Below are 25596 nucleotides of genomic sequence, written 5' to 3'. Positions count from 1 at the left end.
TGCTGCGCATCCTCAAAAGGCTTGTGCGAAGTCGTCGTCCTTGATGATCAGGCGCTCACGCACGCCCTTGGGGATCATGAGCTTCATGTGATGCGCGGCGCGCGTACACCCTTCACCGTGGTCCGTCTGATCCTGCATCTCACGCCGCTACGGCCGATACGGAGGAGGTCGGCGGCCATGGCCTCCATGCCGCCCTCCTCCCAACGAGTCCGGAACAACTTGCCGTCGTGGACGGCCACCCAACGGTCTTGGGTCGATTCCGGGTCCGTGGCTTCCAGTTGCTTGATGAGATCGTCGAGCGTCTTCTCGGCCTTCTCCGTGGTGAACCGCGTATTCGTGAAGCGGCCTTCCGGCTCCAGTCCGGTCATGTAGTAGCTGATGGACTGTTCGAGGAGTTGGAGTTCCTTGCGGCTTCGGCGCCCTGGCGGTACTCACGCGTCATGACTGGCTCGTCGTCGAGCACCGTCAATACGTCCTCGACGAGTTTGCTGTAGATCCCGTACGGATTCGGCGCGCCGTGGCCTCCTGCCTTGCCGCTGGGCATCACTACCCAGCACGATCTTCGACCGGCGCACGCCCCCGTTCTTGTCCTCCTCCACGCGGTAGCCCGTGAGCGCTGGGTTCCGGAGTCGGCGGAGAAGGGTGGAGGTGGTCAGACCTGGTCCGCAGAGGCCGGCTCGGACGAGAACCTTGGCCATTCGACGGGCGGATGCGGGCTTCGGTCTCATCGCGGCGTTGCGGCACCAGTGCAGTGCCCCTGTACGCGTCCTTGTCGATGACGAGGACGATCCGGCCGGCCTCGTCGTCCGCCGTTTCGTAGCCGAAGGCGGGCATGCCCACGAGCCAGGCGCTCTGTGTCTTCGTGTAGTCCCAGAGGCTTGTGACGCGGGTGCTCGTGTTGGCGGCCTCGATTTCGGCGATGCCGCCGATGATCGTGACCATGATCTTCCCGGTCGTCGTGGTCAGATCGATCGCGTCGTGCTTGGAGACCAGGTTCTTCCCGTACCTGAGGCACCAGTTGATCATGGTGCTCAGGTCGGTGAGTCGACGGACGAAGCGGTCCAGCTTCCAGAACAGGATCTCGTCGAACTCCGGCGCCCGGTTGTTGAGTTAGTCTCCGAGCTCCTTGCGCTTCCAGGGCGGGACTTGTCGCGGACACGTTGAGGTCGCTGGCGACTCCGATGACCCGACGGCCGCGATCCAGAGCCAACTTGCGCAAAACAAGTTCTTGACGGACCGGTGATGTCGTGTCGTCGGTGAGGACGGCGGGAGATGCCGAGAACGCCGCTGCTGCCTCCTGGGCGCTCGAAGGCTGTCCATTCCGGGACTGAGGGCTTGGGAGCCCCTGTAGGCCCTCATCCGGCGGCTGTCGCCCGAGTGGCTGCTCTCTGTTCGCGACGTGCTCCGTGGCTTCCTAGCGTGGCGATATCGCTAGCGAGGAGGCGCCATGTCAGCGAGCGAGCCGTCTGGAGGCAGTCCTCGGTGGGGGAGTCCAGGCCCAGCCTCGCCCCCTCCGGGGCAGTGGACGTCGCCCCCTGGGCCACCGCAGAAGAAGCGGCGAGGCCGGGGCTGTCTGTGGGGGTGCGCCGGAGCTCTGGCCGCGGTGGTCGTGATCGTCATCGTTGTACTGGTGGCCGCGTCGGGTGGCAAGGACGAGAGCACCACCTCGGCGCCCAGTGCGACGCCCACTGCGAAGACGAAGCAGGGGCAGACCCGGGACCCTGCGGGGGAGCGGGCCGACCTCGTCAGCTTCAAGTTCGACGACCGCTCACAAGCTGGCATCACCGACATCTGGCTCGTCTGGACGATCAAGAACAGCAGCAGTGAGAAGTCCGATTACGCATGGGACTGGGAGGCGGTCGACGCCGACGGCACGCGTGTGGAGGACGGTTCGGAGTCGGAGACCAACGTGCAGCCCGGCCAGACGGCTCGGGGTGAGTTCTTCACGACGCTCAAGAGCGTCAAGGGCATCAAGCTCAACGTCACGAGCTTTGACCGGACTACCAGCTACTGAACTGGACAGGCCGACGGAGGCTGCGGTGACAAGCTGCGGCACCCATGGCTGGGGCGGCACTGAGTGGTCACTCGCATTGACGTGCGCGAGGCGTTGCGGGGCATTGTGGGTGGCCTTGAGGACGGCAGCGAGCACCGGACGGTTGTTGTCCTGAGGGCGCTCGGGCGGTGTGCGGGCGGCGGGAGACCGTGCGGGAGGCGCTGAGAACGCCGCTACTGCCTCCTGAGGGCTCGAAGGCTGTCCATTCCGGGGTGGGTGGGTCTGAGGGGCTGCGAGAACCCCGGCCCAGCCTCGCCCTCCCAGGCAATGGACGCTGCCCCCGGGCGTGAAATCCCCACGACGCTCAACAGCGTGGCGAGCCTGGCTGCCGCAACCCTTACACCGGGCCTTGGGCGCGGGTCAGGCTGGGCGACGGGGGCAGTTGTCCGTCCGGCCCGGCCGGGACTCGGGCGATCGCCGCCCAGGCGTGGCGGTAGGTCAGGCGACGACGGCCCGTCCACCCCCCGGCCGAAGCCAGGGGGTGGACGTGACCGGTCGGCCGGCGCGGTCCGGGGGAGCGGACGTGCCAACTGGTCTGGCCGCCTTACTTCTTGTGGCCGTTGCCCTGTCCGTCGGGGTGCAGGACCACCTTGAACCGGCTCCCCTGGCCCGACTTCTCGGCGAGCCGGTCGGGGAGCATCCGGGCCATGCGCTGCGCGATCTCCGTCGGCGCGTCCGGATCCGCCAGAAGAGTCACGACCGTGACGTCCTGCGACGACTCCCGCATGACCGGACCCCTCTCGTCGGCCGTCCCGGACCACCAGTGCCCACGAGACCCACGAGGTAACGCAACGGCCCGACCAGCTTTGACCGGACTGCCGGCTACAGCTGATGGAGGCGGGGCTTGAAGGGGTGGAGTACGTCCTCGCCCGGCTGGACGACGCCGTAGCTGCTCTCGGGGACTTCGTTCCAGGCGCCGGGGAGGTCGCCCAGGGGCTCGGAGACGACCAGGCGGGTCTCGTCGCCCACCTCGCGCAGGAACGCGGTGTCGGGGTGGAGGGCGCGCAGGGATTCCACCCTGGTGCTGTAGAAGAGGGACCTTGAGGCCCCCTCGCTGGAGTAGCGGAAAGCCCAGAGACGGGCACCGTCCGAGAGGGCGACGGTCATCTGGAGGGGGTGGGGGACGCCGTGTCTGCGTCCCGTCTCCTCGACCAGGCCGGCCATGCGGGCCACGGCGCCCGGCGGGTCCTCGGTGAGACCGAAGGTCAGGGACAGGTAGAACATCAGCTCGGAGTCGGTGGAACCCTCCATCTCGGGATAGAGGGCCGGGTCGACGGCCAGGGCCAGGTCACGTCGGAGCCGGTGGAATTCGTTGATCATGCCGTTGTGCATCCACAGCCAGCGGTCCCAGCGGAAGGGATGGCAGTTGGTCTGCTGGACGGCTGTTCCGGTCGTCGCCCTGATGTGGGCGAAGAACAGGCCCGAACTAACGTGGTGAGCGACTTCCTGAAGATTGCGGTTGTTCCAGGCGGGGCCCACGTCCCGCAGGACCGCCGGTGTGGTGAGGTCCTGTGCGTACCAGCCGATGCCGAAACCGTCGCCGTTGGTGGTCTCCACTCCCATGCGGGAGTGCAGGCTCTGGTCGATCAGGTTGTGCCGAGGCTCGAACAGGACGTGGCTGAGCAGGACAGGCGTGCCTGAATAGGCGATCCAACGGCACATGTGCGCACTCACCTTCCTCGGGCGAAGGGCGGCGACACTCACGTAACCAGTATGGACGTCCCGGGCGGGGGCGGCAGGGCGTGGAGTCCGCGGCGCCCCCGCCCGGGGCCCGCTCAGTGAGCGCCGGCGGCGTCCGGACCGTAGAGCGCCGCGATGTCCTTGGACGTGGCCCAGCGGCTGTAGGTGGGGGACTGGGGCCAGCCTTCCGGGGAGTCCTGCCACTGCTCCTGGCGGCCGTAGGGGAGGAGGTCGATCAGGGCGAAGGTGTGGCCGAGCTGCTCGGTGCCGCGGCCGTCGGTGTGCCAGGTGCGGTAGACCTTGTCGCCGTCGCGCAGGAAGACGTTGACCGCGAATCCGCCGTCCGGCGGGGCGCCGACGTCCGCCCCGAAGGGGCTGTTCGCGGTGGAGTACCAGGTCATCCTGTTGCCGACCCGCTCCCGGTAGGCCAGGGCCTCCTCGATCGGGCCCTGGGTGACGACGACGAACCGGGCGTCGTAGTTGTCCAGGAACTCCAGGCGGGTGTACTGCGAGGTGAAGCCGGTGCAGCCCGGACACTGCCACTCCTGGCCGGCGGACCACATGTGGTGGTAGACGATCAGCTGCCGCTTGCCCTCGAAGACGTCCGCCAGCCGTACGGGGCCGTCCTCGCCCTCCAGGGTGTAGTCGGGCAGCTCCACCATCGGCAGGCGGCGACGCTCGGCGGCGATGGCGTCGAGCTCCCGGGTGGCGGCCTTCTCCCGGGCCCGCAGTTCCTCGAGCCGGTGCTCCCACGTCGAGGCGTCGACGACGGGAGGCAGTGCGTGTGCGGTCATGGGCCCCTCACAGAGTGCGTACGCGGTTCTTCCCTGTGCGGAGGCAGACCCTGCGGGGCTCCGGAACTCATCGGTCGGGGAGGGGGAGGGCCGACGGAGTCCTGGCCCTTCCCGCCCCTGTTGTCCGCATTCCGCGTTCTGCGTGCCGCTTTCTGCTTCCCGCGCCCGCTACTTGCTCGCGGCGAAGCGCATCAGCGCCAGTTCGTCGCCCTGCTTGATCTTGCCGGTGACGTTGATGACCTCGAGCTTCCAGGTGGTGCCGACCCGGACCGCCTTGGCGACCGCGCAGCCGTTGTCGGTGGTGAGCATGCTCGGCCAGATGTCGGCGACCTGCTGGGAGCTGCCGCCGGTGGCGTCGTACACCTTGAAGCTGATGTTGCGGGCCTTCTGGAAGGAACTGCCCTTCTTGTAGGCGGCGGCGACGAAGACGATCGACGTGATGTGCGGCGGGATCTTCGCGAACTCGACGGTGACCGTCTCGTCGTCGCCGTCCCCGTGGCCGGTCTGGTTGTCGCCGCTGTGGAGCAGGGAGCCGTTGCCGATGGGGTCGAGCGAGTCCAGGCCCGCCAGGCGTACCGGGTCGCCGTCGTGCATGGCGATGGCGATCAGGTCGAGGTCCGTGCCGGTCTTGCGGCGGAGCTTTCCGATCACCCCACCGCTGGCCCCCGCGGTGGGGTCCCAGGAGACCCCTATGGACAGATGGGTCACACCGTCCAGGTCGGCGGGACCGTCTTCCTTCGTCAGCGTAATCATGGGGACATAGTGCACGGACTCGTACCGACGTCCCAGAGCGGACCCGGCGAACCCCGTGGCCGGCCGGCCCCTCGCCCCGCCGTCACGGGGTGATGCCGCGGCTGACCCTGCCTCATGTCCGGCTCCACGCCTCCTGTCCGGACGCCGTCTGACGTCAACTGGGCAGTGACCGGGCCCTGGTGACCTGTGACGTCACCAACCTCGCGTCTCGTAAGGTGATCGAGGCCAATGGCGGAGAATTCGAGGACCGGCGCGGTGCAATGCTGCTGCGGTACTGGATCCGGACGGGGAACTGAGGCGTCTACGTCGTTATGGACCTGGAGAAGCAGCCCGCGCAGCAGGCGCCCCCGCCCGAGGGATGTCTGACCGTCGCGATTCGCATCCCCGTACGCATCGTCGTGCTCGTGCTGGTCGTGCCCGTACGGATCGTGTGGGACGCGCTGGTCGTGGCGGGGCGCTTCCTGCGGGACAGCCTGCTGCGGCCGTTGTGGCGGGCGCTGGTCGTCTGGCCCTGCACGGCGCTGTGGCGCTACGGGGTCGTGCCCCTCGCCAAGGCCGTCGGCTGGCTCGGCAAGGTGCTCCTCGTCATCCCCCTGGTGTGGCTGTACCGGTCGGTGCTGACGCCGGTCGGGCACGGCATCGCGTGGGTGGTGCGGGGGATCGTGGCCGGTCTGGTGTGGGTGTACGCGCGCGTGCTCACGCCGGTCGGGCACGCGATCGTGTGGCTCCTCAAGGGCGTGGGCGCGGGGTTCGTCTGGATCTGCACGGTGATCGGGCACGGCATCGCATGGGTGGTGCGGGGGATCGTGGCCGGGCTGATGTGGGTGTACGCGCGCATGTTCACGCCGGTCGGGCACGCGATCGTGTGGCTCCTCAAGGGTGTCGGCGCGGTGCTCCTCTGGATCCTCACGCCCGTCGGGCGCGCGGTCGTCCGGTGCGCCAGGGGGCTGGCCTGGCTGATGAGCGCCATCGTCACCGGCGTCGGAGTCGCCCTGTACTGGATCGCCCGCGTCCTGCTGGTCCTGCCCGCCGTCGCCGTGTGGCGCTGGATCCTCGCACCCGTGGGGCGGGTCCTCGCCGTCGTCGGCCGCGAGGTGTGGGACGCGCTCGGACATGCCTGGCGGATCGCCGGGCACATCTCCCTCGCCGTCGGCCGGTTCCTCGCGACCCTCTTCCGGTGGATCTTCGTCGAGCCGGTGCGCTGGGTGTACCGCGAGGTCCTGACCCCCGTGGGGCACGTGGTCCGGGACGTGGTCCTGCGGCCCGTCGCCGAGGCCGCGCGCAGTGTGGGACGGATCACCCGGGCCACGCTCGCCTCGGCCCGCGCGTCCGTGCGGGAGGCCCGCGCCGACTTCCGGCGCATGCTCTTCGGCGAACCCCGTCAGAGGGAAGCGGTGGCCCGGCGGGAACCGACCGCCGCCGACACACGTACTCTTGGTAGCAGTACGACCGCACTCACGAAGGACTGAGCGACACTGGGCAAGCGACAGCCCGAAGGCCCGCCGCCCGCACCGGCGGTGCAGCGCATCCGACTGCGCTACACCAAGCGCGGCCGCCTCCGGTTCACCAGCCACCGTGACTTCCAGCGCGCCTTCGAGCGGGCGTTGCGCCGTGCCGAGGTGCCCATGGCGTACTCGGCGGGGTTCACACCGCATCCGAAGGTGTCGTACGCCAATGCCGCACCCACCGGCACGGGCAGTGAGGCGGAGTACCTGGAGATCGCGCTCACACAGGCGCGCGACCCGGAGAAGCTCCGGCTCCTCCTCGACGAGTCGCTGCCCGCCGGGCTCGACGTCGTCGACGCGGTCGAGGCCCGGACCTCGGGACTCGCCGACCGGCTCACCGCTTCCGTGTGGGAGCTCAGGCTGGACGGCGTGGAGCCGGCCGAGGCCGAGCGCGCGGTCGCCGCGTTCAACGCCGCCGAGGCGGTCGAGGTCCAGCGCACCATGAAGAACGGCCTCAGGACCTTCGACGCCCGCCCCGCGGTCGTACACCTTGAAACGCACAGTGAACCTGCTGATAGGCCGACCGACCAGCCCTGTGCGATACTGCGGCTGGTTGTTCGGCACGTGACGCCTGCCGTACGACCCGACGACGTCCTGTCCGGTCTCCGCGCCGTGGCCGACCTGGCGCCGCCGGTCCCCGCAGCGGTGACCAGGCTGGCGCAGGGGCTGCTCGATGAAGAGACCGGCACGGTGACCGACCCGCTCGCGCCCGACCGCGAGGCAGTCGAGGCCCACTCAACGGCCGAACCGACTGCCGCCGCGAAGGCGCCGGCGTAAGGAAGGTCCCGCGAAGGACGGGCGTCGTAGCGCAGCCCTCGTACTCGGGAGCCACCTGGGTCGGGCAGCGCACCGACCACAAGACTTTCGCCAGGCCGTACCCAGCAAGGGCGTACGGAACCGGCGAGACAGGACACAGAGAGCTCCCGTGCGGCGCCCGCGCCCCGGACGGCGGCACCGCGCATCGCGCGAGCCGCGGACGTCACCGGCATCCTCGCCGGACCAGGTGCGGCGCCCGGGAGCCTGACGGGAGACAAGCCCGCATGCTCGAACCGACCGAACCCATCGAGGGTTCCGAACAGAACACTCCGAGCGACACCCTGCCGCCGCGCCGTCGGCGTCGTGCCGCCTCCAGGCCGGCGGGACCGCCGGTCGCCGCCGCCGCGGGCGGTGAGGAGGTCGTCGCTCCGGCCATACCGGCCGCGGAGACTGAGGACCTCGTCACGGACGAGGAGGAGAAGCCCGACGAGAACGTCGGGACCACCCAGAGCCCCGAGGCCGCCGAGGCGCCGGCCGAGCCCGCCGCGCGTCCGCGTCGGCGTGCCACCCGCCGGGCGTCCGCTCCGGCCGGGGCGCCCGCGGCCGCCGAGACCGCCGAGACCGTGGTGCCCGTGGCCGCCGCGGAGGCGCCCGCCGAGACCGCGGCCGCGGACAGCGCGCCCGCCGTCGAGGCCGAGGACGCGGCTCCGCCCGCGCGTACCCGTCGCCGCGCGACCCGCCGGGTGACCGCGCCCGCCGCCACCCCCGCGGCCGACGAGAGCGCCGCAGCCGAGGCCCCGGTGACCGCGCACACGCCCGCCGCGGCCGAGACCGCCGACGAGGCACCCGCCGCCGAGACCGCCGCACCCGCTCCGCGGACCCGCCGCCGGGCCTCGCGACGGGCCGCCGCGCCCGCCGGTGCTCCGGAGGCCGCGGAGACCGTGGAGGCGGCGCCCGCCGCCGAGGCCACCGAGACCGTCGAGCCGGTGGCCGCCGAAGCGCCCGCCGAGACCGCCGAGACCGACGACGCCGCCCCGCGCCGTACCCGCCGCCGTGCCACGCGTCGCGTGTCCGCGCCCGCCGGTGCCGCCGAGGGCGAGGCCGTCGAGGCCGAGCCGTCCGAGCCGGCCGCCGAGGTTCCCGCCGCGCAGGAAGCCCCCGCCGAGGCCCCCGTCGAGGAGGCCGCCCCGCGTCGTGCCCGTCGCCGGTCCGTCCGTCAGGCCGCCACCGGGTTCTCCGAGCCCGCGCGGCGCGGTGCCGCCGCCGGTGCCGACGACGAGGACGGATCGCCGCGCCGGCCGGCGCGACCCGCGGTCGCCGTGTTCCAGGCGCCCGTCTTCACCGAGCCGCAGTTCCAGACCCCGCAGCGGGCCGCCGCCGAGGCCGCCGCGGAGGCGGAGGCCGGGCAGAGCGAGCAGGCCGAGTCCGTCGAGCCGGTCGCCGCCGAGGAGCAGACCGGTTCGCGGCGCCGCCGTCGGCGCCGGGGTGCCGGTGACGAGGCAGAGGCGCAGGAGACCGCCGCCGAGACCGTCGTCGAGGCTGACGAGTCCGTCGAGGCCGTCGATGAGGAGGAGACGGACGAGGCCGCCGAGGACTCCGCGGACGGGGACGACACCGAGGAGACCGGGTCGCGGCGCCGCCGCCGGCGCGGTGGCCGCCGCCGTCGCCGGGGCGAGTCCGCCGAGGCCTCCGGTGACGAGGACTCGGACGACTCCGACGAAGGCGCCGAGGACACCGGGCGGTCCGCGCGGGACGAGGACGACGAGCACGACGACGAGGACGACGAGGACGCCCGTTCGGACGAGTCCGGCGGCTCCAGCACCAGCAGCCGTCGCCGCCGTCGCCGCAGGCGCCGGGCCGGTGACTCCGCCGTCGACACCGAGCCCGGTGACAACGACCCGGAGCGCACCGTCGTCAAGGTGCGCGAGCCGCGCCCGAAGACCGAGCCGTCCGACGAGGTGCAGTCCATCAAGGGCTCGACGCGTCTGGAGGCCAAGAAGCAGCGCCGCCGTGAGGGCCGCGAGCAGGGCCGCCGCCGCGTCCCGATCATCACCGAGGCCGAGTTCCTGGCCCGCCGCGAGGCCGTCGAGCGGGTGATGGTCGTCCGGCAGAGCGGAGAGCGCACCCAGATCGGCGTGCTCGAGGACGGGGTGCTCGTCGAGCACTACGTCAACAAGGAGCAGGCCACCTCCTACGTCGGCAACGTCTACCTGGGCAAGGTCCAGAACGTCCTGCCGTCCATGGAGGCCGCCTTCATCGACATCGGCAAGGGCCGCAACGCGGTGCTGTACGCCGGTGAGGTCAACTTCGAGGCGCTGGGCATGGCCAACGGGCCGCGCCGCATCGAGTCCGCCCTCAAGTCCGGCCAGCCCGTGCTCGTCCAGGTCACCAAGGACCCGATCGGGCACAAGGGCGCGCGTCTGACCAGCCAGGTCTCCCTCCCGGGCCGTTACCTCGTGTACGTGCCCGAGGGCTCCATGACCGGCATCAGCCGCAAGCTGCCCGACACCGAGCGGGCGCGGCTGAAGACCATCCTGAAGAAGATCGTCCCCGAGGACGCGGGCGTCATCGTGCGCACCGCCGCCGAGGGCGCCAGCGAGGACGAGCTGCGCCGCGACGTCGAGCGGCTCCAGGCGCAGTGGGAGGACATCCAGCGGAAGGCGAAGAGCGGCAACGCCCCGACGCTGCTCTACGGCGAGCCGGACATGACCGTCCGGGTGGTCCGCGACATCTTCAACGAGGACTTCTCCAAGGTCGTCGTCAGTGGTGACGAGGCCTGGCAGACCGTCCACGGATACGTCTCGCACGTGGCCCCCGACCTCGCCGAGCGGCTCCAGAAGTGGACCTCCGAGGTCGACGTCTTCGCCACGTACCGGATCGACGAGCAGCTCGCCAAGGCCCTGGACCGCAAGGTCTGGCTGCCCAGCGGCGGTTCGCTGGTGATCGACCGGACCGAGGCGATGGTCGTCGTCGACGTCAACACCGGCAAGTTCACCGGCCAGGGCGGCAACCTCGAGGAGACGGTCACCAGGAACAACCTGGAGGCGGCCGAGGAGATCGTGCGCCAGCTCCGGCTGCGCGACCTCGGCGGCATCATCGTCATCGACTTCATCGACATGGTCCTGGAGTCCAACCGGGACCTGGTGCTCAGGCGTCTCCTTGAGTGCCTGGGCCGGGACCGGACCAAGCACCAGGTCGCCGAGGTCACCTCGCTGGGCCTGGTCCAGATGACCCGCAAGCGGGTCGGCCAGGGTCTGCTGGAGTCCTTCTCGGAGACCTGCGTCCACTGCAACGGCCGCGGTGTCATCGTGCACATGGAGCAGCCGACCTCCGCCGGTGGCGGCGGCAAGCGCAAGAAGCGCGGGCGCGGCGGCGACGGGCACGAGCACACCCACGAGGCCGCGGCCGCCGTGGAGGCGCCGGAGGAGATCGAGGTCGAGACCGAGGCGGAGGTCGCCGCGGAGGTGGCCGAGCCGATCGCGCTGACCCCGGCCGAGTTCGCGCCGGACGAGGAGCTGTACAGCAGCGTCGCCGAGGCGGAGGCCGCGGCCACGCGCGGCCGTGGCCGTCGCCGGGCCGGGCGCCGGGCGTCCGCTCCGGCCGGTGCCCCCCGGGGCAGCTCGCGGAGGTCGGGCGGTGCCGAGGCGCCGGCCGAGGAGAGCGTGCTCTCCGAGGACGTCGAGGTCCCGACCGCTCAGGCCGTGCCGGCCGAGGCGGAGATCGAGCGTCCGGTGCAGCCGGAGACAGCCGCCGAGGCTCAGGCCGAGCCGGTCGCCGCGGAGGACCCCGTCGTGGAGGCCGCGAGCGAGCCCGCCGCTGCCCCCGAGGCCGCTCCCCAGGGCCGTACGCGTCGCCGGGCCACCCGCAGGGCGTCGGCTCCGGCCGGTTCCCCGACGGGTGCCGAGGCCGCCGTGGTGACGGTCGCCGAGACCGCGCCGGTGGCCGAGGTGCCGGCCGAGCAGGCCCCGGTGGCCGCGCCGGCCGAGCCCGAGCCGGCCGCCGAGAGCGCGGCCCCGGCCCGTCCGCGGCGCCGTGCCGTGCGCAAGGCCACCGCGCCCACCGCGTCCGAGGAGGCGGCCGTCGTGGTCGTGCCCTCGGCCGAGGCGCAGGCCGAGCCGGTCGGCGCGGAGGAGCCCGCCGAGGAGGCGGCGCCGGCCAAGAAGACGGCCCGGAAGACGGCCAAGAAGGCCACGGCGAAGAAGGCCGCGACCAAGAAGGCCACGACCGCCAAGAAGACGGCCGCGAAGAAGACCGCCACCAAGAAGACCACCGCGAAGAAGGCGGCGGCGAAGAAGACGGTGGCGGCCGAGCAGCAGTCGCCGCGGCCGGTCTCGACCCAGGCGGACGAGTCCTGACGGACGGTCACCGCACAGTTTCAGCCGTCTGAAGATCGAAATCCGCTCCCGGTTCGCCGGGGGCGGATTTCGTGATTCTGTGGGTATGGCGTTCGACGGAAAGTTGTCAATCGGTGATCGGTCGTGTGAATGGCCGGTGAATCTCTGGCCTGTCCACAGGGTTATGATGTGAGCCGAGATTGACGCTTAATTTAGACAAATAGGGATTTTCGTGAAGGCTCTCGTGCTCTCCGGGGGGGCGGGCACCCGCCTCCGTCCGATCACTCACACCTCGGCCAAGCAGCTGGTCCCGGTCGCCAACAAGCCCGTGCTCTTCTACGGCCTGGAGGCGATCGCCGAGGCCGGCATCAGTGAGGTCGGCATCGTCGTCGGCGACACCGCGGACGAGATCCGTGAGGCGGTCGGTGACGGCTCCCAGTTCGGGATCAAGGTCACCTACATCCCGCAGGACGCGCCGCTGGGCCTCGCCCACGCCGTGCTCATCGCGCAGGAGTTCCTCGGTGACGAGGACTTCGTCATGTACCTCGGCGACAACTTCATCGTCGGTGGCATCACCGGTCTGGTGGAGGAGTTCCGCAGCGAGCGCCCCGACGCGCAGATCCTGCTGACCAAGGTCCCCAACCCCACCTCCTTCGGTGTCGCCGAACTCGACGGCGACGGCCGGGTGGTGGGCCTGGAGGAGAAGCCGAAGCAGCCCAAGAGCGACCTGGCCCTCGTCGGCGTCTACCTCTTCACTCCGGCCATCCACGAGGCCGTCCGCTCCATCGAGCCCTCCTGGCGCGGCGAGCTGGAGATCACCCACGCCATCCAGTGGCTGATCGACCAGAAGCGCGACGTCCGCTCCACGACCATCTCCGGCTACTGGAAGGACACCGGCAACGTCACCGACATGCTGGAGGTCAACCGGTCGGTCCTGGAGACCGTCGAGCCGGTGGTCGAGGGCACGGTCGACGAGAGCAGCGAGATCATCGGCCGGGTCCGCGTCGAGGCGGGTGCCAGCGTCAGTGGCAGCCGGATCGTCGGGCCTGCCATCATCGGTGCCGGCACGGTGGTCAACGACGCCTACATCGGTCCGTTCACGTCCGTCTCCGAGGACTGCCGGATCGAGGACAGCGAAATCGAGTACTCCATCGTGCTGCGTGGCTCGTCCGTGACCGGCGTACGCCGGGTGGAGGCCTCGCTCATCGGGCGTGACGTGGAGGTCACGCCCGCGCCCCGTAACCCCAAGGCACACCGGCTCGTGCTCGGTGATCACAGCAAGGTGCAGATCTCTTCATGACCACTCGGATTCTGGTGACCGGCGGTGCCGGCTTCATCGGCTCGCACTACGTCCGTACCGTGCTCGGCCCCGAGGGCCCCGGTGACGTCTCGGTCACCGTCCTCGACAAGCTGACCTACGCGGGCAACCCGGCCAACCTCGACGAGGTGCGCGAGCACCCCGGATTCGCCTTCGTGCAGGGCGACATCTGCGACCCCGAGCTGGTCGGCAAGCTGATGGCCGAGCACGACCAGGTGGTGCACTTCGCCGCCGAGTCGCACGTCGACCGTTCCATCGACGGGGGCGCCGAGTTCGTGCGCACCAACGTGGTCGGCACCCACACCCTCATCGACGCGGCCCACCGCGCGGGCATCAAGACCTTCGTCCACATCTCCACCGACGAGGTCTACGGCTCGATCGACGAGGGCTCCTGGCCCGAGACGCACCCGCTGGAGCCCAACTCGCCGTACTCCTCGGCGAAGGCGTCCAGCGACCTGATCGCGCTGTCGTACCACCGCACCCACGGCCTCGACGTGCGGGTGACCCGCTGCTCCAACAACTACGGGCACCACCACTTCCCCGAGAAGGTCATCCCGCTCTTCGTGACCAACCTCCTCGACGGCAAGAAGGTCCCGCTGTACGGCGACGGCGGCAACGTCCGCGACTGGCTGCACATCGACGACCACGTCCAGGGCATCGAGCTCGTGCGCACCAAGGGCCGCGCGGGTGAGGTCTACAACATCGGCGGCGGCACCGAGCTCTCCAACAAGGAGCTCACCGGTCTGCTGCTGAAGGCCTGCGGCGCCGACTGGGAGACCAGCGTCGAGTACGTCGAGGACCGCAAGGGCCACGACCGCCGTTACTCCGTCGACTGCACGAAGATCCGCGAGGAGCTCGGCTACGAGCCCCGCAAGAGCTTCGAGCAGGGCCTCGCCGAGACCGTCCAGTGGTACCGCGACAACCGCGCCTGGTGGGAGCCGCTGAAGGAGCGTGCCGCGCTGTGACCGACAACCGCACCTGGCTGGTCACGGGCGCGGGCGGGATGCTGGGCCAGGACCTCCTGGCCCGGCTGGACCGGGCGGGGGAGCGGTATGTCGCGCTCGACCGCAAGGCGCTGGACCTCACCGACGCCGACGCGGTGAGCGCGGCCCTCGACGAGCACCGGCCCGCCGTGGTCGTCAACTGCGCCGCCTGGACGGCCGTCGACGACGCCGAGACCCGTGAGGACGAGGCGCTCGCCGTCAACGGCGACGGCCCGGCCCACCTGGCCGCCGCGTGCGCCCGCACCGGCGCCGTCCTGCTGCACGTCTCGACGGACTACGTGTTCGCCGGGGACGCCACCACGCCGTACGCCGAGGACGCGCCCACCGCGCCCCGCAGCGCCTACGGCCGCACCAAGCTGGCCGGCGAGCAGGCGGTCCTCGCCACGCTCCCGGAGACCGGCTACGTGGTCCGCACGGCCTGGCTGTACGGCGCGGGCGGCGGCAACTTCGTGCACACGATGATCAAGCTGGAGCGCGTCAAGGACACCCTCGACGTCGTCGACGACCAGCGTGGCCAGCCCACCTGGACCGTCGACCTGGCGGACCGCCTGGTGCGTCTCGGCGAGGCCGCGCTCGCGGGGACCGCTCCCGCCGGTGTGTACCACGGCACCAGCAGTGGCGAGACGACGTGGTTCGGGCTCACCCGGGAGATCTTCCGGCTGCTGGGCGCCGACCCGGAGCGGGTCCGGCCGACCACCAGCGCGGCGTTCGCCCGCCCCGCGCCCAGGCCCGCGTACAGCGTGCTGGGGCACAACCGCTGGCAGCAGGCCGGCATCGAACCGATTCGTGACTGGTCCGAGAGTCTCAGCTGCGCGATGCCCGTGTTGGTCGCGGAGCTCCAGGAGGGGAACCCATGACCGTGAAGGTCAGCATCATCATCCCGGTCTACAACGCGGGGGTCTACATCGAGCGCCCGATCAACTCGCTCCTGAAGCAGTCAATGCCTCAGGACGAGTTCGAGGTGATCTTTGTCGACGACGGATCGACCGATGATTCCGCGGAGCGGCTGAAGAAGATAGCCGACAATGCGGAGAACTTCCGAATATTTTCCATGCCGAACTCCGGCTGGCCCGGACGTCCGCGCAATGTCGGTGTCGCCAACGCGCGCGGCGAGTACATCCATTTCCTCGACCAGGACGACGCCCTGGGCCCGAAGGCCCTGCAGGTGATGTACGACCGGGCACGCAAGAACAATTCCGACATCGTCGTCGGCAAGGTCAAGGGCAACATGCGCGGCCCCATCCGCCTTTTCCGCGAGTCGGCCGACGCGGTCGGCCCGGACTTCGCCGAGCTGTACGAGACGCTGACCCCGCACAAGATGTTCCGCCGTCAGTTCCTGCTCGACAACGACATCAAGTTCCAGGAAGGGCGCTGCCGCCTGGAGGACCAGATGTTCCTGGCGAAGGCCTATCCGCTCGCCAAGCGCATCACGATAGTCGGCGATGTCGTGTGCTACGACTGGAGCAAGCGCGACGACGGCAGCAACAACAGCAAGAGCCGGACCGAGCCGGAGGACTACTACCCCTGGCTCGCCAAGACCGCGCAGATCGTGAAGGCCAACACGAGCCCGGGACCGGTTCGCGACGCCTTCCTGACGCGCAACTACCGCGTCGAGGTCCTGCGGAACACCTCCACAGGGGGCTTCCTCAAGGGCGATCCCTTCAGCATGGGGCACTACGAGGCGGCCCGTAAGGTCGCGGTCGAGGAGTACTCGGACTCCGTCCGTGAGGGGCTGCCGCCGCTGTGGCGGTTCCGTGCCGAACTCCTCGAGGCCGACCGTGTCGAGGATCTGCGCAAGGTGGCCGAGCGCTACCGTGACGCCGTCAGCGAGGTCGAGTTCAGCGGCCCGGCGCGCTGGCGGCGGGGCGTGCTGGTCGCACCGTTCCGCGCGCGGCTGCGCTACCAGGACGGTGCCACGGTGAAGGTGAGGAAGCTGGGCGACGGCTACGGCCTCGACCTCGCCGTGGTCCAGGGGATCGACGGCGGGCCGGAGTGGTCCTTCAAGGACATCGACAACCGCGCGGTCGTCGATTTCCAGCTGCGTCAGCGCAACAAGGCGCAGGCCTGGTTCGCCGACGTCGAGTCCAAGGTGACGGTGGCCTCCGACGGAACGGTGGAGATCACGGGAACCGTCCGCATCGATCCCGACACGGCGGCGTGCGGAGGCCGGCTCCCCAAGGGGCTGTACGACGTCCACGTCAACGTCCAGCTGCTCGGGATCGAGCGCATGGCCCGGATCGAGGGCGGCCCGGTCAGCGAGCTGCTGCCCTGCGGCGGTGAGCGGTCCCAGCGCCTGAACATCCAGGCCGCTCCGTACTGGACCAGGGACGGGCGGCTCGCGCTCGACATCGGCGGAAACATGCACCCGGTCCCGGACAAGTCCCCGGAGTCCGAGGCCACCTGGCGAAAAGTCGCCAAGAAGGTCAAACGAGTTCTCTCATCCTGAACCGGAGGTCCCGCTTCATCATGAAGCCCCTTTCGATCGAAGGCGCCTGGGTCCACGAGCCCAGCGTCTTCCCGGACGAGCGCGGCAGTTTCCACGAGTGGTTCCGCGGAGCGGACTTCCGCGAGAGCACCGGGCACGGCCTGTCCCTCGCCCAGGCGAACTGCTCGGTCTCCCGGCGCGGCACCCTCCGCGGTGTGCACTTCGCCGACGTGCCGCCGAGCCAGGCCAAGTACGTGAAGTGCGTACGCGGCGCCGTGCTCGACGCGGTCGTCGACATCCGGGTCGGCTCCCCCACCTACGGGCAGTGGGAGCTGGTCCGGCTCGACGACGAGACGCACACCTCGGTCTATCTTTCCGAGGGTCTCGGACACGCCTTCCTGGCGCTGACCGATGACGCGACCGTCGTCTACCTCTGTTCCGAGGGTTATTCGCCGGGGCGGGAGCACGGCATTCATCCGCTCGATCCCGAGCTGGGGATCGAATGGCCGACGGATGTGGAACCGCTGCTTTCGGACAAGGACGCCGCTGCCCCGACGCTGGCGGAGGCTGCGGCACAGGGACTGCTGCCCCGTTATGAGGACTGCGTCGCTTATCGCTCCACACTCTGAAAGCCTATGAAGTTACTGGACGGTAGGTGTTTACTCCCCGGTCGAACCCCGGCTAGCTTCCGTGAATCGCTTAGTCGTCAGCCATCAGTGAAGGGCGCACTTTACGTGGATCGGCACGGGTTTCTCCGCCAGCTGCACAGGGTCTATCGTCCCCGTAACTACCTTGAGATTGGAGTGAACGACGGCCGCAGCCTGACGCTGTCCCGAGTGCCCACGGTCGCCGTCGACCCGGCGTTCAAGGTGACGTCCGAGGTCAGTTGCGATGTGCACATGGTCAAGGCCACGAGCGACGACTTCTTCAAGCGCAAGGACCCGTTGATCCACCTGCGCAACGGCCGCAACCCGTTCCGTGCGCTGGCCCGCCGCGATCCGCTGAACCTCCTGGGCAGCGACCCGCGGATCGAGCTGGCGTTCATCGACGGCATGCACCTCTTCGAGTTCGCGCTGCGGGACTTCATGAACGTCGAGCGGCACTCGCGCTGGTCGAGCGTGATCGTGCTGGACGACATGCTGCCCCGCAACGTCGACGAGGCGGCTCGCGACCGGCACACGGGCATGTGGACCGGCGACGTGTTCAAGGTGGCGCAGGTGCTGCGGCGCTTCCGCCCCGATCTCGAGGTGGTGGAGCTCGACACCAAGCCGACCGGTGTCGTGGCCGTCTTCGGTGCCGATCCGACCAGCACCGTGCTGAAGGACAACTACGACAAGATCATCGAGGAGTACGTCGCCGACGACCCGCAGGTCGTTCCGGAGGAGGTGCTCCTGCGCAAGAACGCCGTCCAGGGCGAGATCCTGCTCGGGGCGGACTTCTGGCCGGCCCTCGTGCGGGCCCGCAACCTGCGCCGCTCCCGTTCGGCGTTCGCGCCGATCCGCCGCAGCATCCGGGCGGTCACCGGCTGACAACGGGTTTCGTCCACCGGGCCGGGTACCGCCGGCCCGGTGGACCTCACCCGTTCAGCCCTGCGGTCCTCCCGCTTCCCGGGCGGTCCGAGGTCCGGTTTGACCCCCGCGCCGGGGCCCCGTAACCTTGACCGTCGGCGTGTCCATAGCGGCCGCCACGTCCCCGTAAACCTTTTCCTTCCGGGTACTCCGGTGTCCGGGAGAGGTCGCCCGTGCTCTTGTCCGGGCGGCTGGCCTGCGGGGATGCCGTTCTTCGAGTGAGAGTGAGATCCGCGTGTACGCCATCGTGCGCAGCGGTGGTCGCCAGCACAAGGTTGCTGTCGGCGACATCGTTGAGGTTGACAAGATTTCCACTGCCAAGGTTGGCGACACGGTCGAGCTCTCGACCCTGCTCGTTGTCGACGGCGACGCTGTGACCAGCGACCCGTGGGTTCTGGCCGGCATCAAGGTCCAGGCCGAGGTCGTGGACCACCACAAGGGCGTCAAGATCGACATCCTTCGCTACAAGAACAAGACCGGCTACCGCCGTCGTCAGGGCCACCGCCAGCAGTACACGGCGATCAAGGTCACTGAGATCCCCGCGGCTGCGAAGTAAGGGACTGAGGAGAGATGGCACACAAGAAGGGCGCATCGTCCACCCGTAACGGTCGTGACTCCAACGCTCAGCGCCTCGGCGTGAAGCGCTTCGGTGGTCAGGTCGTCAACGCGGGCGAGATCCTGGTCCGCCAGCGCGGCACCCACTTCCACCCGGGTTCGGGCGTCGGCCGTGGCGGCGACGACACGCTGTTCGCGCTGAACGCCGGTGCGGTGGAGTTCGGCACCCACCGTGGCCGCAAGGTCGTGAACATCGTTCCGGTCGCCTGAGCTCAGGCTTAGACCGAACTTTTCGCGAGGCGGACCTCACTTCCCTGGTGGGAAGGCGGGTCCGCCTTTCGCGTGTTACGCCAGTAGTACCCATGACGTTTTTGGAGGCACCGAACCATGACCACCTTCGTGGACCGCGTCGAACTGCATGTCGCCGCGGGTAACGGAGGTCACGGCTGTGCCTCCGTCCACCGGGAGAAGTTCAAGCCGCTCGGCGGTCCCGACGGCGGAAACGGCGGGCGGGGCGGCGACGTCATCCTGACCGTCGACCAGTCCGTGACCACGCTGCTCGAGTACCACCACTCCCCGCACCGCAAGGCCACCAACGGCAAGCCCGGCGAGGGCGGCAACCGCTCCGGCAAGGACGGCCAGGACTTGGTCCTGCCCGTGCCGGACGGCACCGTCGTCCTCGACAGGGCGGGCAACGTCCTCGCCGACCTCGTCGGACACGGCACCTCCTACGTCGCCGCCCAGGGCGGCCGCGGCGGCCTCGGCAACGCGGCGCTGGCCTCCGCCCGCCGCAAGGCGCCCGGCTTCGCGCTGCTCGGCGTGCCCGGCGACCTCCAGGACATCGTCCTGGAGCTCAAGACGGTCGCCGACGTGGCGCTGGTCGGCTACCCGAGCGCGGGCAAGTCCTCGCTGATCTCGGTGCTGAGCGCGGCCAAGCCGAAGATCGCCGACTACCCCTTCACCACGCTGGTCCCGAACCTGGGCGTGGTCACCGCGGGCGAGACCGTCTACACCATCGCCGACGTGCCGGGCCTGATCCCGGGCGCCAGCCAGGGCAAGGGCCTGGGTCTTGAGTTCCTGCGGCACGTGGAGCGGTGCAGTGTCCTCGTGCACGTCCTGGACACCGCCACACTGGAGTCCGACCGCGACCCGGTCTCCGACCTCGACATCATCGAGGCCGAACTCCGGGAGTACGGCGGCCTCGACAACCGTCCCCGCATCGTCGTCCTGAACAAGATCGACGTACCGGACGGCAAGGACCTCGCCGAGATGGTGCGCCCGGATCTGGAGGCGCGCGGCTACCGCGTCTTCGAGGTGTCCGCGGTCGCCCACATGGGGCTGAAGGAGCTGTCCTTCGCGCTCGCCGACCTGGTCGGCCGGGCCCGGGCCGCGAAGCCCAAGGAGGAGGCGACCCGGATCGTCATCCGGCCCAAGGCCGTGGACGACACCGGCTTCACCGTGGTCCGCGAGGAGGACGGACTGTTCCGGGTGCGCGGCGAGAAGCCGGAGCGCTGGGTGCGGCAGACCGACTTCAGCAACGACGAGGCCGTCGGCTACCTCGCCGACCGTCTCAACCGCCTCGGTGTGGAAGAGGAGTTGATGAAGGCGGGCGCCCGTTCGGGTGACGGCGTCGCCATCGGCCCCGAGGACAACGCGGTCGTCTTCGACTGGGAGCCGACCGTGATGGCCGGTGCCGAGATGCTCGGCCGACGCGGTGAGGACCACCGCTTCGAAGCACCCCGCCCCGCCGCCCAGCGCCGCCGCGACAAGCAGGCCGAGCGCGACGAGGCCGCTCAGGAGTTCGACGACTTCGAGCCCTTCTGAGCCGAGGAGCGGGTCGGGCCGTTCCGCGGCCCGGGATGAACGGCGGGCGAGCCCCGTGTGCCGGAGGACGACCGGCGCACGGGGCTCGTCGTCGTCCGCAGCGGCGTCCATGCGGGTGACGTGATCGATGACGGGCCGGCCGGCACCGCGGGCGGCCCGGCCGGCGAGCGCGGGATGCCGGTTCCGGCCACCGGCCAAGGGCGACAGGCCCGTTCACCTTCGGCCACCCCCTCCTCGGCTCAGCCGCCGCGAAGGCCCGCTGAGCTCGGCTTCGCCCACCGGAACCCAAAAGATCGTCAGTCCGCGGTGTCCTGAAGGCCGTTGTGCCGGGATCACGTTCATCATGTGATACCCGAGTCGCAACGGCTCTTCTGTTGTCTACCAATTTGTCATGCACGCGAACACCTTGGTTCAACGCACGGATCACCCCGAAGCGTGAGCTTCCGAGGTGCCCAAGAGGTCAGCGACGCGAGGGAGTTCGCCCATGTACGGAGCAGCATCACCCGGCCGACGCCGCTTTCTGACCGCCGGTGCCGCCGTGCTCGGCGCCGCCGCCTCCGCCCAGCTGTGGCTGCCGGGCACCGCGCGAGCGGCGGAGACCCCGCTGCCCGACGGGGTGTTCAGCCTCGGCGTGGCGTCCGGCGACCCGCTGCCGGACGGCATCGTGCTGTGGACGCGGCTCGCCCCCGATCCGCTGAACGGGGGAGGCATGCCCGACAGAGTGGTGCCGGTCGAATGGGAGCTCGCCGAGGACCAGCGCTTCAGAAAGGTGGTCCGCCGCGGCACCGCCCAGGCGCTGCCCACGTACGGGCACAGCGTTCACGTCGATGTGCGGGGTCTGCGCGCGGGCCGCACCTACTGGTACCGCTTCCGCGCCGACGGCCAGCTCTCGCGCACGGGCCGCACCCGTACCGCCCCCGCCCCGAGCAGCTCCGGCGGCAGCCTCCGGATCGCGCTCGCCTCCTGCCAGCACTGGCAGCACGGCTACTTCACGCCCTACGCCGACATGCTCGACCAGGACCCCGACATCGTGCTGTTCGTCGGCGACTACATCTACGAGTCGGCACCGTCGTCGACCGCTCTGCGCCGGCACGAGGGCACGGGGGAGCCGTACACCCTCGTCCAGTACCGCAACCGGTACGCCCAGTACCGCACCGACCCGGACCTCGCCGAGATGCACGCGAACGCGCCCTGGGTGGTCACCTTCGACGACCACGAGGTCGACAACGACTGGGCCGGCGAGATCCCGCAGGACCCCGCCAAGCAGCCGCACGACGCGTTCGTGGCCCGGCTGACGGCGGCCTTCCAGGCGTACTACGAGCACATGCCGGTCCGGGCCACCGCCATTCCCGACGGCCCGCACATCCAGATGTACCGGCGCCTGGAGTTCGGCCGGCTCGTCCGGCTGAACGTGCTCGACACCCGCCAGTTCCGCAGCGACCAGGTCACCAGCCAGGCCGACGCCCAGGACCCCGCGCTCACCATGCTCGGTGCCGAGCAGAAGCAGTGGCTGCTCGACGGGCTGCACGGCTCACCGGCCCGCTGGAACGTCATCGCCTCGCAGATCATGATGGCCGAGACCGACATCCTGCCCGGCGAGGGCAAGCTCTGGTACTACGACGCCTGGGACGGCTACCAGGTCGAGCGCAACGCCCTCCTGGCGGAGTTCAGGACCGTGCGCAACCCGGTCGTGCTCTCCGGCGACCGCCACTTCACGATGATCAGCGACCTCAAGGAGGACTACGCCGACCCCGGCTCCCGGGTCGTCGGCGCCGAGTTCGTCGCGACCTCCGTCTCCAGCAACGGCGACCAGGACCAGGCCGCCTTCCACGCCCAGTGGGACCCGCTCATGGCCGACAACCCGCACTGGAAGTTCATCGACGCCCACCGCGGCTACCACCTCTTCGACATCGACCGGAACGGCATCGACGCGCAGGTCCGGGCCGTGGACACGGTGGTCAGGCCCGAGGCGACGGCGAGCACGCTGGCGCAGCTGCGGGTGGAGGCGGGCAGGCCGGGGGTACGGCCCGCGTGAGCGCGGTTGCCCGAGAGGGGCCTGGTCCTCATCCCGGCCCCAGGCTCCTCTCAGGCAGCACTCAGGCACGTCTCCTACCGTCCTGCGACTATGGAGACGGACTGTACGAGAGACGACCTTCCGGTGAACGGCGTGACCGCTCCGCTGCCCGCCGGCACCCGCCTGCTGCACATCGGCCCCCACAAGACCGGCACCACCGCCGTCCAGGGCGCGCTGTTCGCGGCCAAGGACCGGCTGCCCGAGCACGGCGTCGTCTTCCCGGCGCACAGCAGACACCCCATGGAAGCCGCCCTGGCCGCGTGCGCGAGGCCCGCGATGATCGGCGACACCGCTCCCACCGAGAAGCACTGGACCCGCCTGCTGCAACAGGTGGGGGCCACCGGCGCGAAGACCTCGGTGATCAGCAGCGAGTTCTTCGCCGACGCCGAGGACGACACCACGATCGCGCGGATCGTCGAGCAGCTCGGTGGGGAGCGCGTGCACGTACTGGTCACGCTGCGGCCGCTGGTGCGGATCATGCCCTCGCAGTGGCAGCAGTACGTGCAGAACGGGCTGCGCATGGGCTACGAGGACTGGCTCGCCCACATGCTGAGGAAGGCGCCGTACGAGCAGCCCAACCCGAGCTTCTGGCGCCGCCACCGGCACGACCGGCTCGTGCGGCGCTGGGCCCGGGCGGTCGGTCCTGAGCGGATCACCGTCGTCGTGGTCGACGACCGGGACCGCGGTGGTCTGCTGCGCACTTTCGAACAGCTCCTCGGGCTTCCCGAGAATCTCCTCCAGCCTGTTCCGGACGCCGCGAATCGTTCTCTTACTCTCGCCGAGACCGAAATGCTGCGGAATCTTAACAAGGAATTCCGCGGCAATGGACTGCCGGACGAGTTGTATTCCAAGCTCGTCCGCAACGGCGCCGTCATGCATATGAAGAACGCGTGCAGCCCCTCGCCCGAGGACGTGAAGATCCTCACTCCGGAGTGGGCCGTGCAGGCCGCCGCCGGGATCGGTGCCGAGATGGCCCGGAACATCGCGGACGCGGGCGTGCGGATCGTCGGTGACCCGGATCTCCTCTCCGCCGTGCCGAAGGCGCCCGTACCGGCCGGGATCCCCGCCCCGCGCCTCTCCCCGGAGGCGGCGGCCCGGGCGCTGTACGGGGCGCTGGCGGCGGCGGCCGACGCCCCGGTGCGGCACACCTCACCCGCCAAGGCGCGTACGGTGCACCAGACGTCGTCGAAGGAACTCCTGCGGGTACTCGGTCACCGGTGTCTGAAGAAGCTGCGCCGGCGCTGAACTCCCGCACGGTCACCGTTACCGGCAGTGCAAGATGAATGACAGGTGGCGCGTACATTTGCGGCGGACGGCGGTCACCTTGCACTGCGGTAACCGCAAGTGGGACCATTTCCCCGTTCCCTGTCGCCCCGAGGTAGGTCTTCTGTGTCCCAGCACATCGCCAAGCCCCGTACCACCGCAGTGATCCTGGCCGGTGGCACCGGTCAGCGCGTGGGTCTCTCGATCCCCAAGCAGCTGCTGAAGATCGCCGGCAAGGCAGTCATCGAGCACACCCTGACCACCTTCGAGAAGGCCGACTCCGTCGACGACATCATCGTCCTGATGGCGCCGGGTTACGTTCCGGACATAGAGAAGATCGTCGCCAAGGCCGGGTTCACGAAGGTCAAGAAGATCATCGAGGGTGGCTCCACCCGGAACGAGACCACCGAGCGCGCCATCGCGGCCCTCGGCGAGGACCTGGCCGAGGGCGAGGACCTCAACGTCCTGTTCCACGACGCCGTCCGTCCGCTGCTGTCGCGGCGCGTCATCGACGACTGCGTGGTCGCCCTGGAGCGCTACCAGGCCGTCGACGTCGCCATCCCGTCCGCGGACACCATCATCGTCACGCGCAAGCACGGCGAGGACGGCGAGTTCATCACCGAGATCCCGGACCGCTCCCGGCTGCGCCGCGGCCAGACCCCGCAGGCCTTCAAGCTGTCCACCATCAAGCGCGCCTACGAGGTCGCCGCCGGGGACCCCAACTTCCAGGCCACGGACGACTGTTCGGTCGTGCTCAAGTACCTGCCGGACGTGCCGATCCACGTCGTCGCGGGTGACGAGTACAACATGAAGGTCACCCAGCCCGTCGACGTCTTCATCGCCGACAAGCTCTTCCAGCTCGCCTCGACGGCCGCGCCCGAGCAGGTCGGCGACGAGGCCTACCGCGAGCTGCTCACCGGCAAGACCATCGTCGTCTTCGGCGGCTCCTACGGCATCGGCAAGGACATCGGTGAACTCGCCGAGTCCTACGGCGCCAAGGTGTACGCGCTGGGCCGCTCCACCACCGGCACCCACGTGGAGAACCCGGAGGAGGTCGACGACGCGCTGTCCAAGGCGTACGCCGAGACCGGGCGCATCGACTACGTCGTGAACACCGCGGGTGTACTGCGCATCGGCAAGCTCGCCGAGACCGACAACGCCACCATCGAGGAGGCGCTGAAGGTCAACTACCTGGCCCCGGTGCAGATCGCGCGGTCGAGCTACAAGTACCTCGCGGAGACCAAGGGCCAGCTGCTGCTGTACACCTCCAGCAGCTACACCCGCGGCCGCGCCGAGTACAGCCTGTACTCCTCCACCAAGGCGGCGATGGTCAACCTGACGCAGGCCCTGTCCGACGAATGGGCGGCTGACGGCGTCCGGGTGAACTGCATCAACCCCGAGCGCACCGCCACGCCCATGCGCAGCAAGGCCTTCGGCCAAGAGCCCGCGGGCAGCCTGCTGTCCTCCGAGGCGGTGGCCCGTACCTCGCTCGACGTGCTGCTCTCCGAGCTGACCGGCCACGTCATCGACGTGCGGCAGCAGGACCCGACGGCCTCCGCGGGGCAGGCGTCCGGCTTCGAGCAGGCGCTGGCGAGTGTCCTGGACCGTCAGGACGGCGTGGCATAATCAAGGCAAATAGACTCTCGTAATTCAGGCCTCTGTGGCTGCCCGTTCATGGTGCATTCGCAGG

At 69.9% G+C, this 25596-nt stretch carries 22 protein-coding genes and 1 pseudogene; 17 read left to right on the top strand and 6 right to left on the bottom strand.

From position 1 onward, the window contains the following. Positions 1–83: 83 nt before the first annotated feature. Both M2163_RS19515 and M2163_RS19510 read right to left on the bottom strand, forming a co-directional pair. A complete protein-coding gene (locus M2163_RS19515; protein WP_280894567.1) occupies positions 84–368 on the bottom strand; it encodes a hypothetical protein in 285 nt (94 codons plus the stop codon). Between the two features lie 178 nt (positions 369–546). After that, complete coding sequence (locus M2163_RS19510; protein ID WP_280854200.1) at positions 547–1035, bottom strand: recombinase family protein; 489 nt, start codon at positions 1033–1035, stop codon at positions 547–549. Positions 1036–1603: 568 nt separating this feature from the next. Here M2163_RS19510 and M2163_RS19505 point away from each other — a divergent pair. Beyond that, positions 1604–2014, top strand: a complete 411-nt coding sequence (locus tag M2163_RS19505) for a hypothetical protein (RefSeq protein WP_280851523.1) — start codon at positions 1604–1606, stop codon at positions 2012–2014. A gap of 583 nt (positions 2015–2597) precedes the next feature. Here M2163_RS19505 and M2163_RS19500 read toward each other — a convergent pair. The 4 genes from M2163_RS19500 to M2163_RS19485 all read right to left on the bottom strand — a co-directional run bounded on the left by M2163_RS19500 (position 2598) and on the right by M2163_RS19485 (position 5280). Further along, positions 2598–2780, bottom strand: a complete 183-nt coding sequence (locus M2163_RS19500) for a hypothetical protein (RefSeq protein WP_280851524.1) — start codon at positions 2778–2780, stop codon at positions 2598–2600. Positions 2781–2875: 95 nt separating this feature from the next. After that, positions 2876–3715: a class II glutamine amidotransferase gene (locus M2163_RS19495; protein ID WP_280851525.1), complete on the bottom strand. Its 840-nt coding sequence runs from the start codon at positions 3713–3715 to the stop codon at positions 2876–2878. Positions 3716–3828: 113 nt separating this feature from the next. Beyond that, positions 3829–4527: a DUF899 family protein gene (locus tag M2163_RS19490; RefSeq protein ID WP_280851526.1), complete on the bottom strand. Its 699-nt coding sequence runs from the start codon at positions 4525–4527 to the stop codon at positions 3829–3831. A 168-nt stretch (positions 4528–4695) separates the two neighbouring features. Beyond that, on the bottom strand, positions 4696–5280 hold the full coding sequence (locus tag M2163_RS19485; protein ID WP_280851527.1) for a TerD family protein: 585 nt from the start codon (positions 5278–5280) through the stop codon (positions 4696–4698). 152 nt (positions 5281–5432) lie between these two features. Here M2163_RS19485 and M2163_RS19480 point away from each other — a divergent pair. The 16 genes and pseudogenes from M2163_RS19480 to M2163_RS19405 form a co-directional block, all read left to right on the top strand. Beyond that, a pseudogene (locus M2163_RS19480) lies at positions 5433–5576 on the top strand (GNAT family N-acetyltransferase); the annotation flags it as partial. Between the two features lie 15 nt (positions 5577–5591). Further along, a complete protein-coding gene (locus M2163_RS19475; protein ID WP_280851528.1) occupies positions 5592–6749 on the top strand; it encodes a hypothetical protein in 1158 nt (385 codons plus the stop codon). Positions 6750–6797: 48 nt separating this feature from the next. Beyond that, positions 6798–7562: a TIGR03936 family radical SAM-associated protein gene (locus M2163_RS19470; RefSeq protein ID WP_280851529.1), complete on the top strand. Its 765-nt coding sequence runs from the start codon at positions 6798–6800 to the stop codon at positions 7560–7562. 263 nt (positions 7563–7825) lie between these two features. After that, positions 7826–11896, top strand: coding sequence for a ribonuclease E/G (locus M2163_RS19465; protein ID WP_280894566.1), 4071 nt, complete (start codon positions 7826–7828; stop codon positions 11894–11896). A gap of 211 nt (positions 11897–12107) precedes the next feature. Further along, a complete protein-coding gene (locus tag M2163_RS19460) occupies positions 12108–13175 on the top strand; it encodes a glucose-1-phosphate thymidylyltransferase (protein WP_280851531.1) in 1068 nt (355 codons plus the stop codon). Further along, positions 13172–14158, top strand: coding sequence for a dTDP-glucose 4,6-dehydratase (gene rfbB / locus M2163_RS19455; RefSeq protein ID WP_020116357.1), 987 nt, complete (start codon positions 13172–13174; stop codon positions 14156–14158). Before M2163_RS19460 ends, rfbB begins: the two co-directional genes overlap by 4 nt. Beyond that, positions 14155–15054, top strand: a complete 900-nt coding sequence (rfbD, locus tag M2163_RS19450) for a dTDP-4-dehydrorhamnose reductase (RefSeq protein WP_280851532.1) — start codon at positions 14155–14157, stop codon at positions 15052–15054. Before rfbB ends, rfbD begins: the two co-directional genes overlap by 4 nt. Next, entirely contained in the window at positions 15051–16643 is a 1593-nt protein-coding gene (locus tag M2163_RS19445) for a glycosyltransferase family A protein (RefSeq protein WP_280894565.1), read from the top strand. The genes rfbD and M2163_RS19445 overlap by 4 nt, the downstream gene beginning before the upstream one ends. Positions 16644–16663: 20 nt before the next feature. Continuing rightward, positions 16664–17251 carry a dTDP-4-dehydrorhamnose 3,5-epimerase gene (rfbC, locus tag M2163_RS19440; RefSeq protein ID WP_280851534.1) on the top strand — a complete coding sequence of 196 codons (588 nt, stop codon included), beginning with the start codon at positions 16664–16666 and terminating at the stop codon, positions 17249–17251. Positions 17252–17356: 105 nt separating this feature from the next. After that, entirely contained in the window at positions 17357–18151 is a 795-nt protein-coding gene (locus tag M2163_RS19435; RefSeq protein ID WP_280851535.1) for a class I SAM-dependent methyltransferase, read from the top strand. Positions 18152–18425: 274 nt separating this feature from the next. Further along, on the top strand, positions 18426–18746 hold the full coding sequence (rplU, locus tag M2163_RS19430; protein WP_007381993.1) for a 50S ribosomal protein L21: 321 nt from the start codon (positions 18426–18428) through the stop codon (positions 18744–18746). Positions 18747–18760: 14 nt separating this feature from the next. Further along, on the top strand, positions 18761–19015 hold the full coding sequence (gene rpmA, locus M2163_RS19425) for a 50S ribosomal protein L27 (RefSeq protein WP_019063244.1): 255 nt from the start codon (positions 18761–18763) through the stop codon (positions 19013–19015). A 117-nt stretch (positions 19016–19132) separates the two neighbouring features. After that, a complete protein-coding gene (gene obgE / locus M2163_RS19420) occupies positions 19133–20569 on the top strand; it encodes a GTPase ObgE (protein ID WP_280851536.1) in 1437 nt (478 codons plus the stop codon). Positions 20570–21053: 484 nt separating this feature from the next. After that, entirely contained in the window at positions 21054–22604 is a 1551-nt protein-coding gene (locus M2163_RS19415) for an alkaline phosphatase D family protein (protein ID WP_280894564.1), read from the top strand. 90 nt (positions 22605–22694) lie between these two features. Next, a complete protein-coding gene (locus M2163_RS19410; protein WP_280851538.1) occupies positions 22695–23888 on the top strand; it encodes a hypothetical protein in 1194 nt (397 codons plus the stop codon). Between the two features lie 144 nt (positions 23889–24032). Further along, positions 24033–25532 (top strand): bifunctional cytidylyltransferase/SDR family oxidoreductase, encoded by a 1500-nt coding sequence (locus tag M2163_RS19405; protein WP_280894563.1) that lies wholly within the window; start codon positions 24033–24035, stop codon positions 25530–25532. The last annotated feature ends 64 nt before the right edge of the window (positions 25533–25596 follow it).

The sequence above is a fragment of the Streptomyces sp. SAI-135 genome (assembly GCF_029893805.1).
GTDB lineage: Bacteria > Actinomycetota > Actinomycetes > Streptomycetales > Streptomycetaceae > Streptomyces.
This window is presented reverse-complemented; position numbering and strand designations above follow the sequence as displayed.

Bases quoted from the DNA above. Each gene is read 5' to 3' on its own strand.
- obgE (WP_280851536.1), top strand. From the start codon at position 19,133: ATGACCACCTTCGTGGACCGCGTCGAACTGCATGTCGCCGCGGGTAAC.
- M2163_RS19500 (WP_280851524.1), bottom strand. From the start codon at position 2,780: ATGCGGGAGTCGTCGCAGGACGTCACGGTCGTGACTCTTCTGGCGGAT.
- M2163_RS19495 (WP_280851525.1), bottom strand. From the start codon at position 3,715: ATGTGCCGTTGGATCGCCTATTCAGGCACGCCTGTCCTGCTCAGCCAC.
- M2163_RS19410 (WP_280851538.1), top strand. From the start codon at position 22,695: ATGGAGACGGACTGTACGAGAGACGACCTTCCGGTGAACGGCGTGACC.
- rfbB (WP_020116357.1), top strand. From the start codon at position 13,172: ATGACCACTCGGATTCTGGTGACCGGCGGTGCCGGCTTCATCGGCTCG.
- M2163_RS19485 (WP_280851527.1), bottom strand. From the start codon at position 5,280: ATGATTACGCTGACGAAGGAAGACGGTCCCGCCGACCTGGACGGTGTG.
- rpmA (WP_019063244.1), top strand. From the start codon at position 18,761: ATGGCACACAAGAAGGGCGCATCGTCCACCCGTAACGGTCGTGACTCC.
- M2163_RS19475 (WP_280851528.1), top strand. From the start codon at position 5,592: ATGGACCTGGAGAAGCAGCCCGCGCAGCAGGCGCCCCCGCCCGAGGGA.
- M2163_RS19415 (WP_280894564.1), top strand. From the start codon at position 21,054: ATGTACGGAGCAGCATCACCCGGCCGACGCCGCTTTCTGACCGCCGGT.
- rfbC (WP_280851534.1), top strand. From the start codon at position 16,664: ATGAAGCCCCTTTCGATCGAAGGCGCCTGGGTCCACGAGCCCAGCGTC.
- M2163_RS19515 (WP_280894567.1), bottom strand. From the start codon at position 368: ATGACCGGACTGGAGCCGGAAGGCCGCTTCACGAATACGCGGTTCACC.
- M2163_RS19490 (WP_280851526.1), bottom strand. From the start codon at position 4,527: ATGACCGCACACGCACTGCCTCCCGTCGTCGACGCCTCGACGTGGGAG.
- M2163_RS19465 (WP_280894566.1), top strand. From the start codon at position 7,826: ATGCTCGAACCGACCGAACCCATCGAGGGTTCCGAACAGAACACTCCG.
- M2163_RS19445 (WP_280894565.1), top strand. From the start codon at position 15,051: ATGACCGTGAAGGTCAGCATCATCATCCCGGTCTACAACGCGGGGGTC.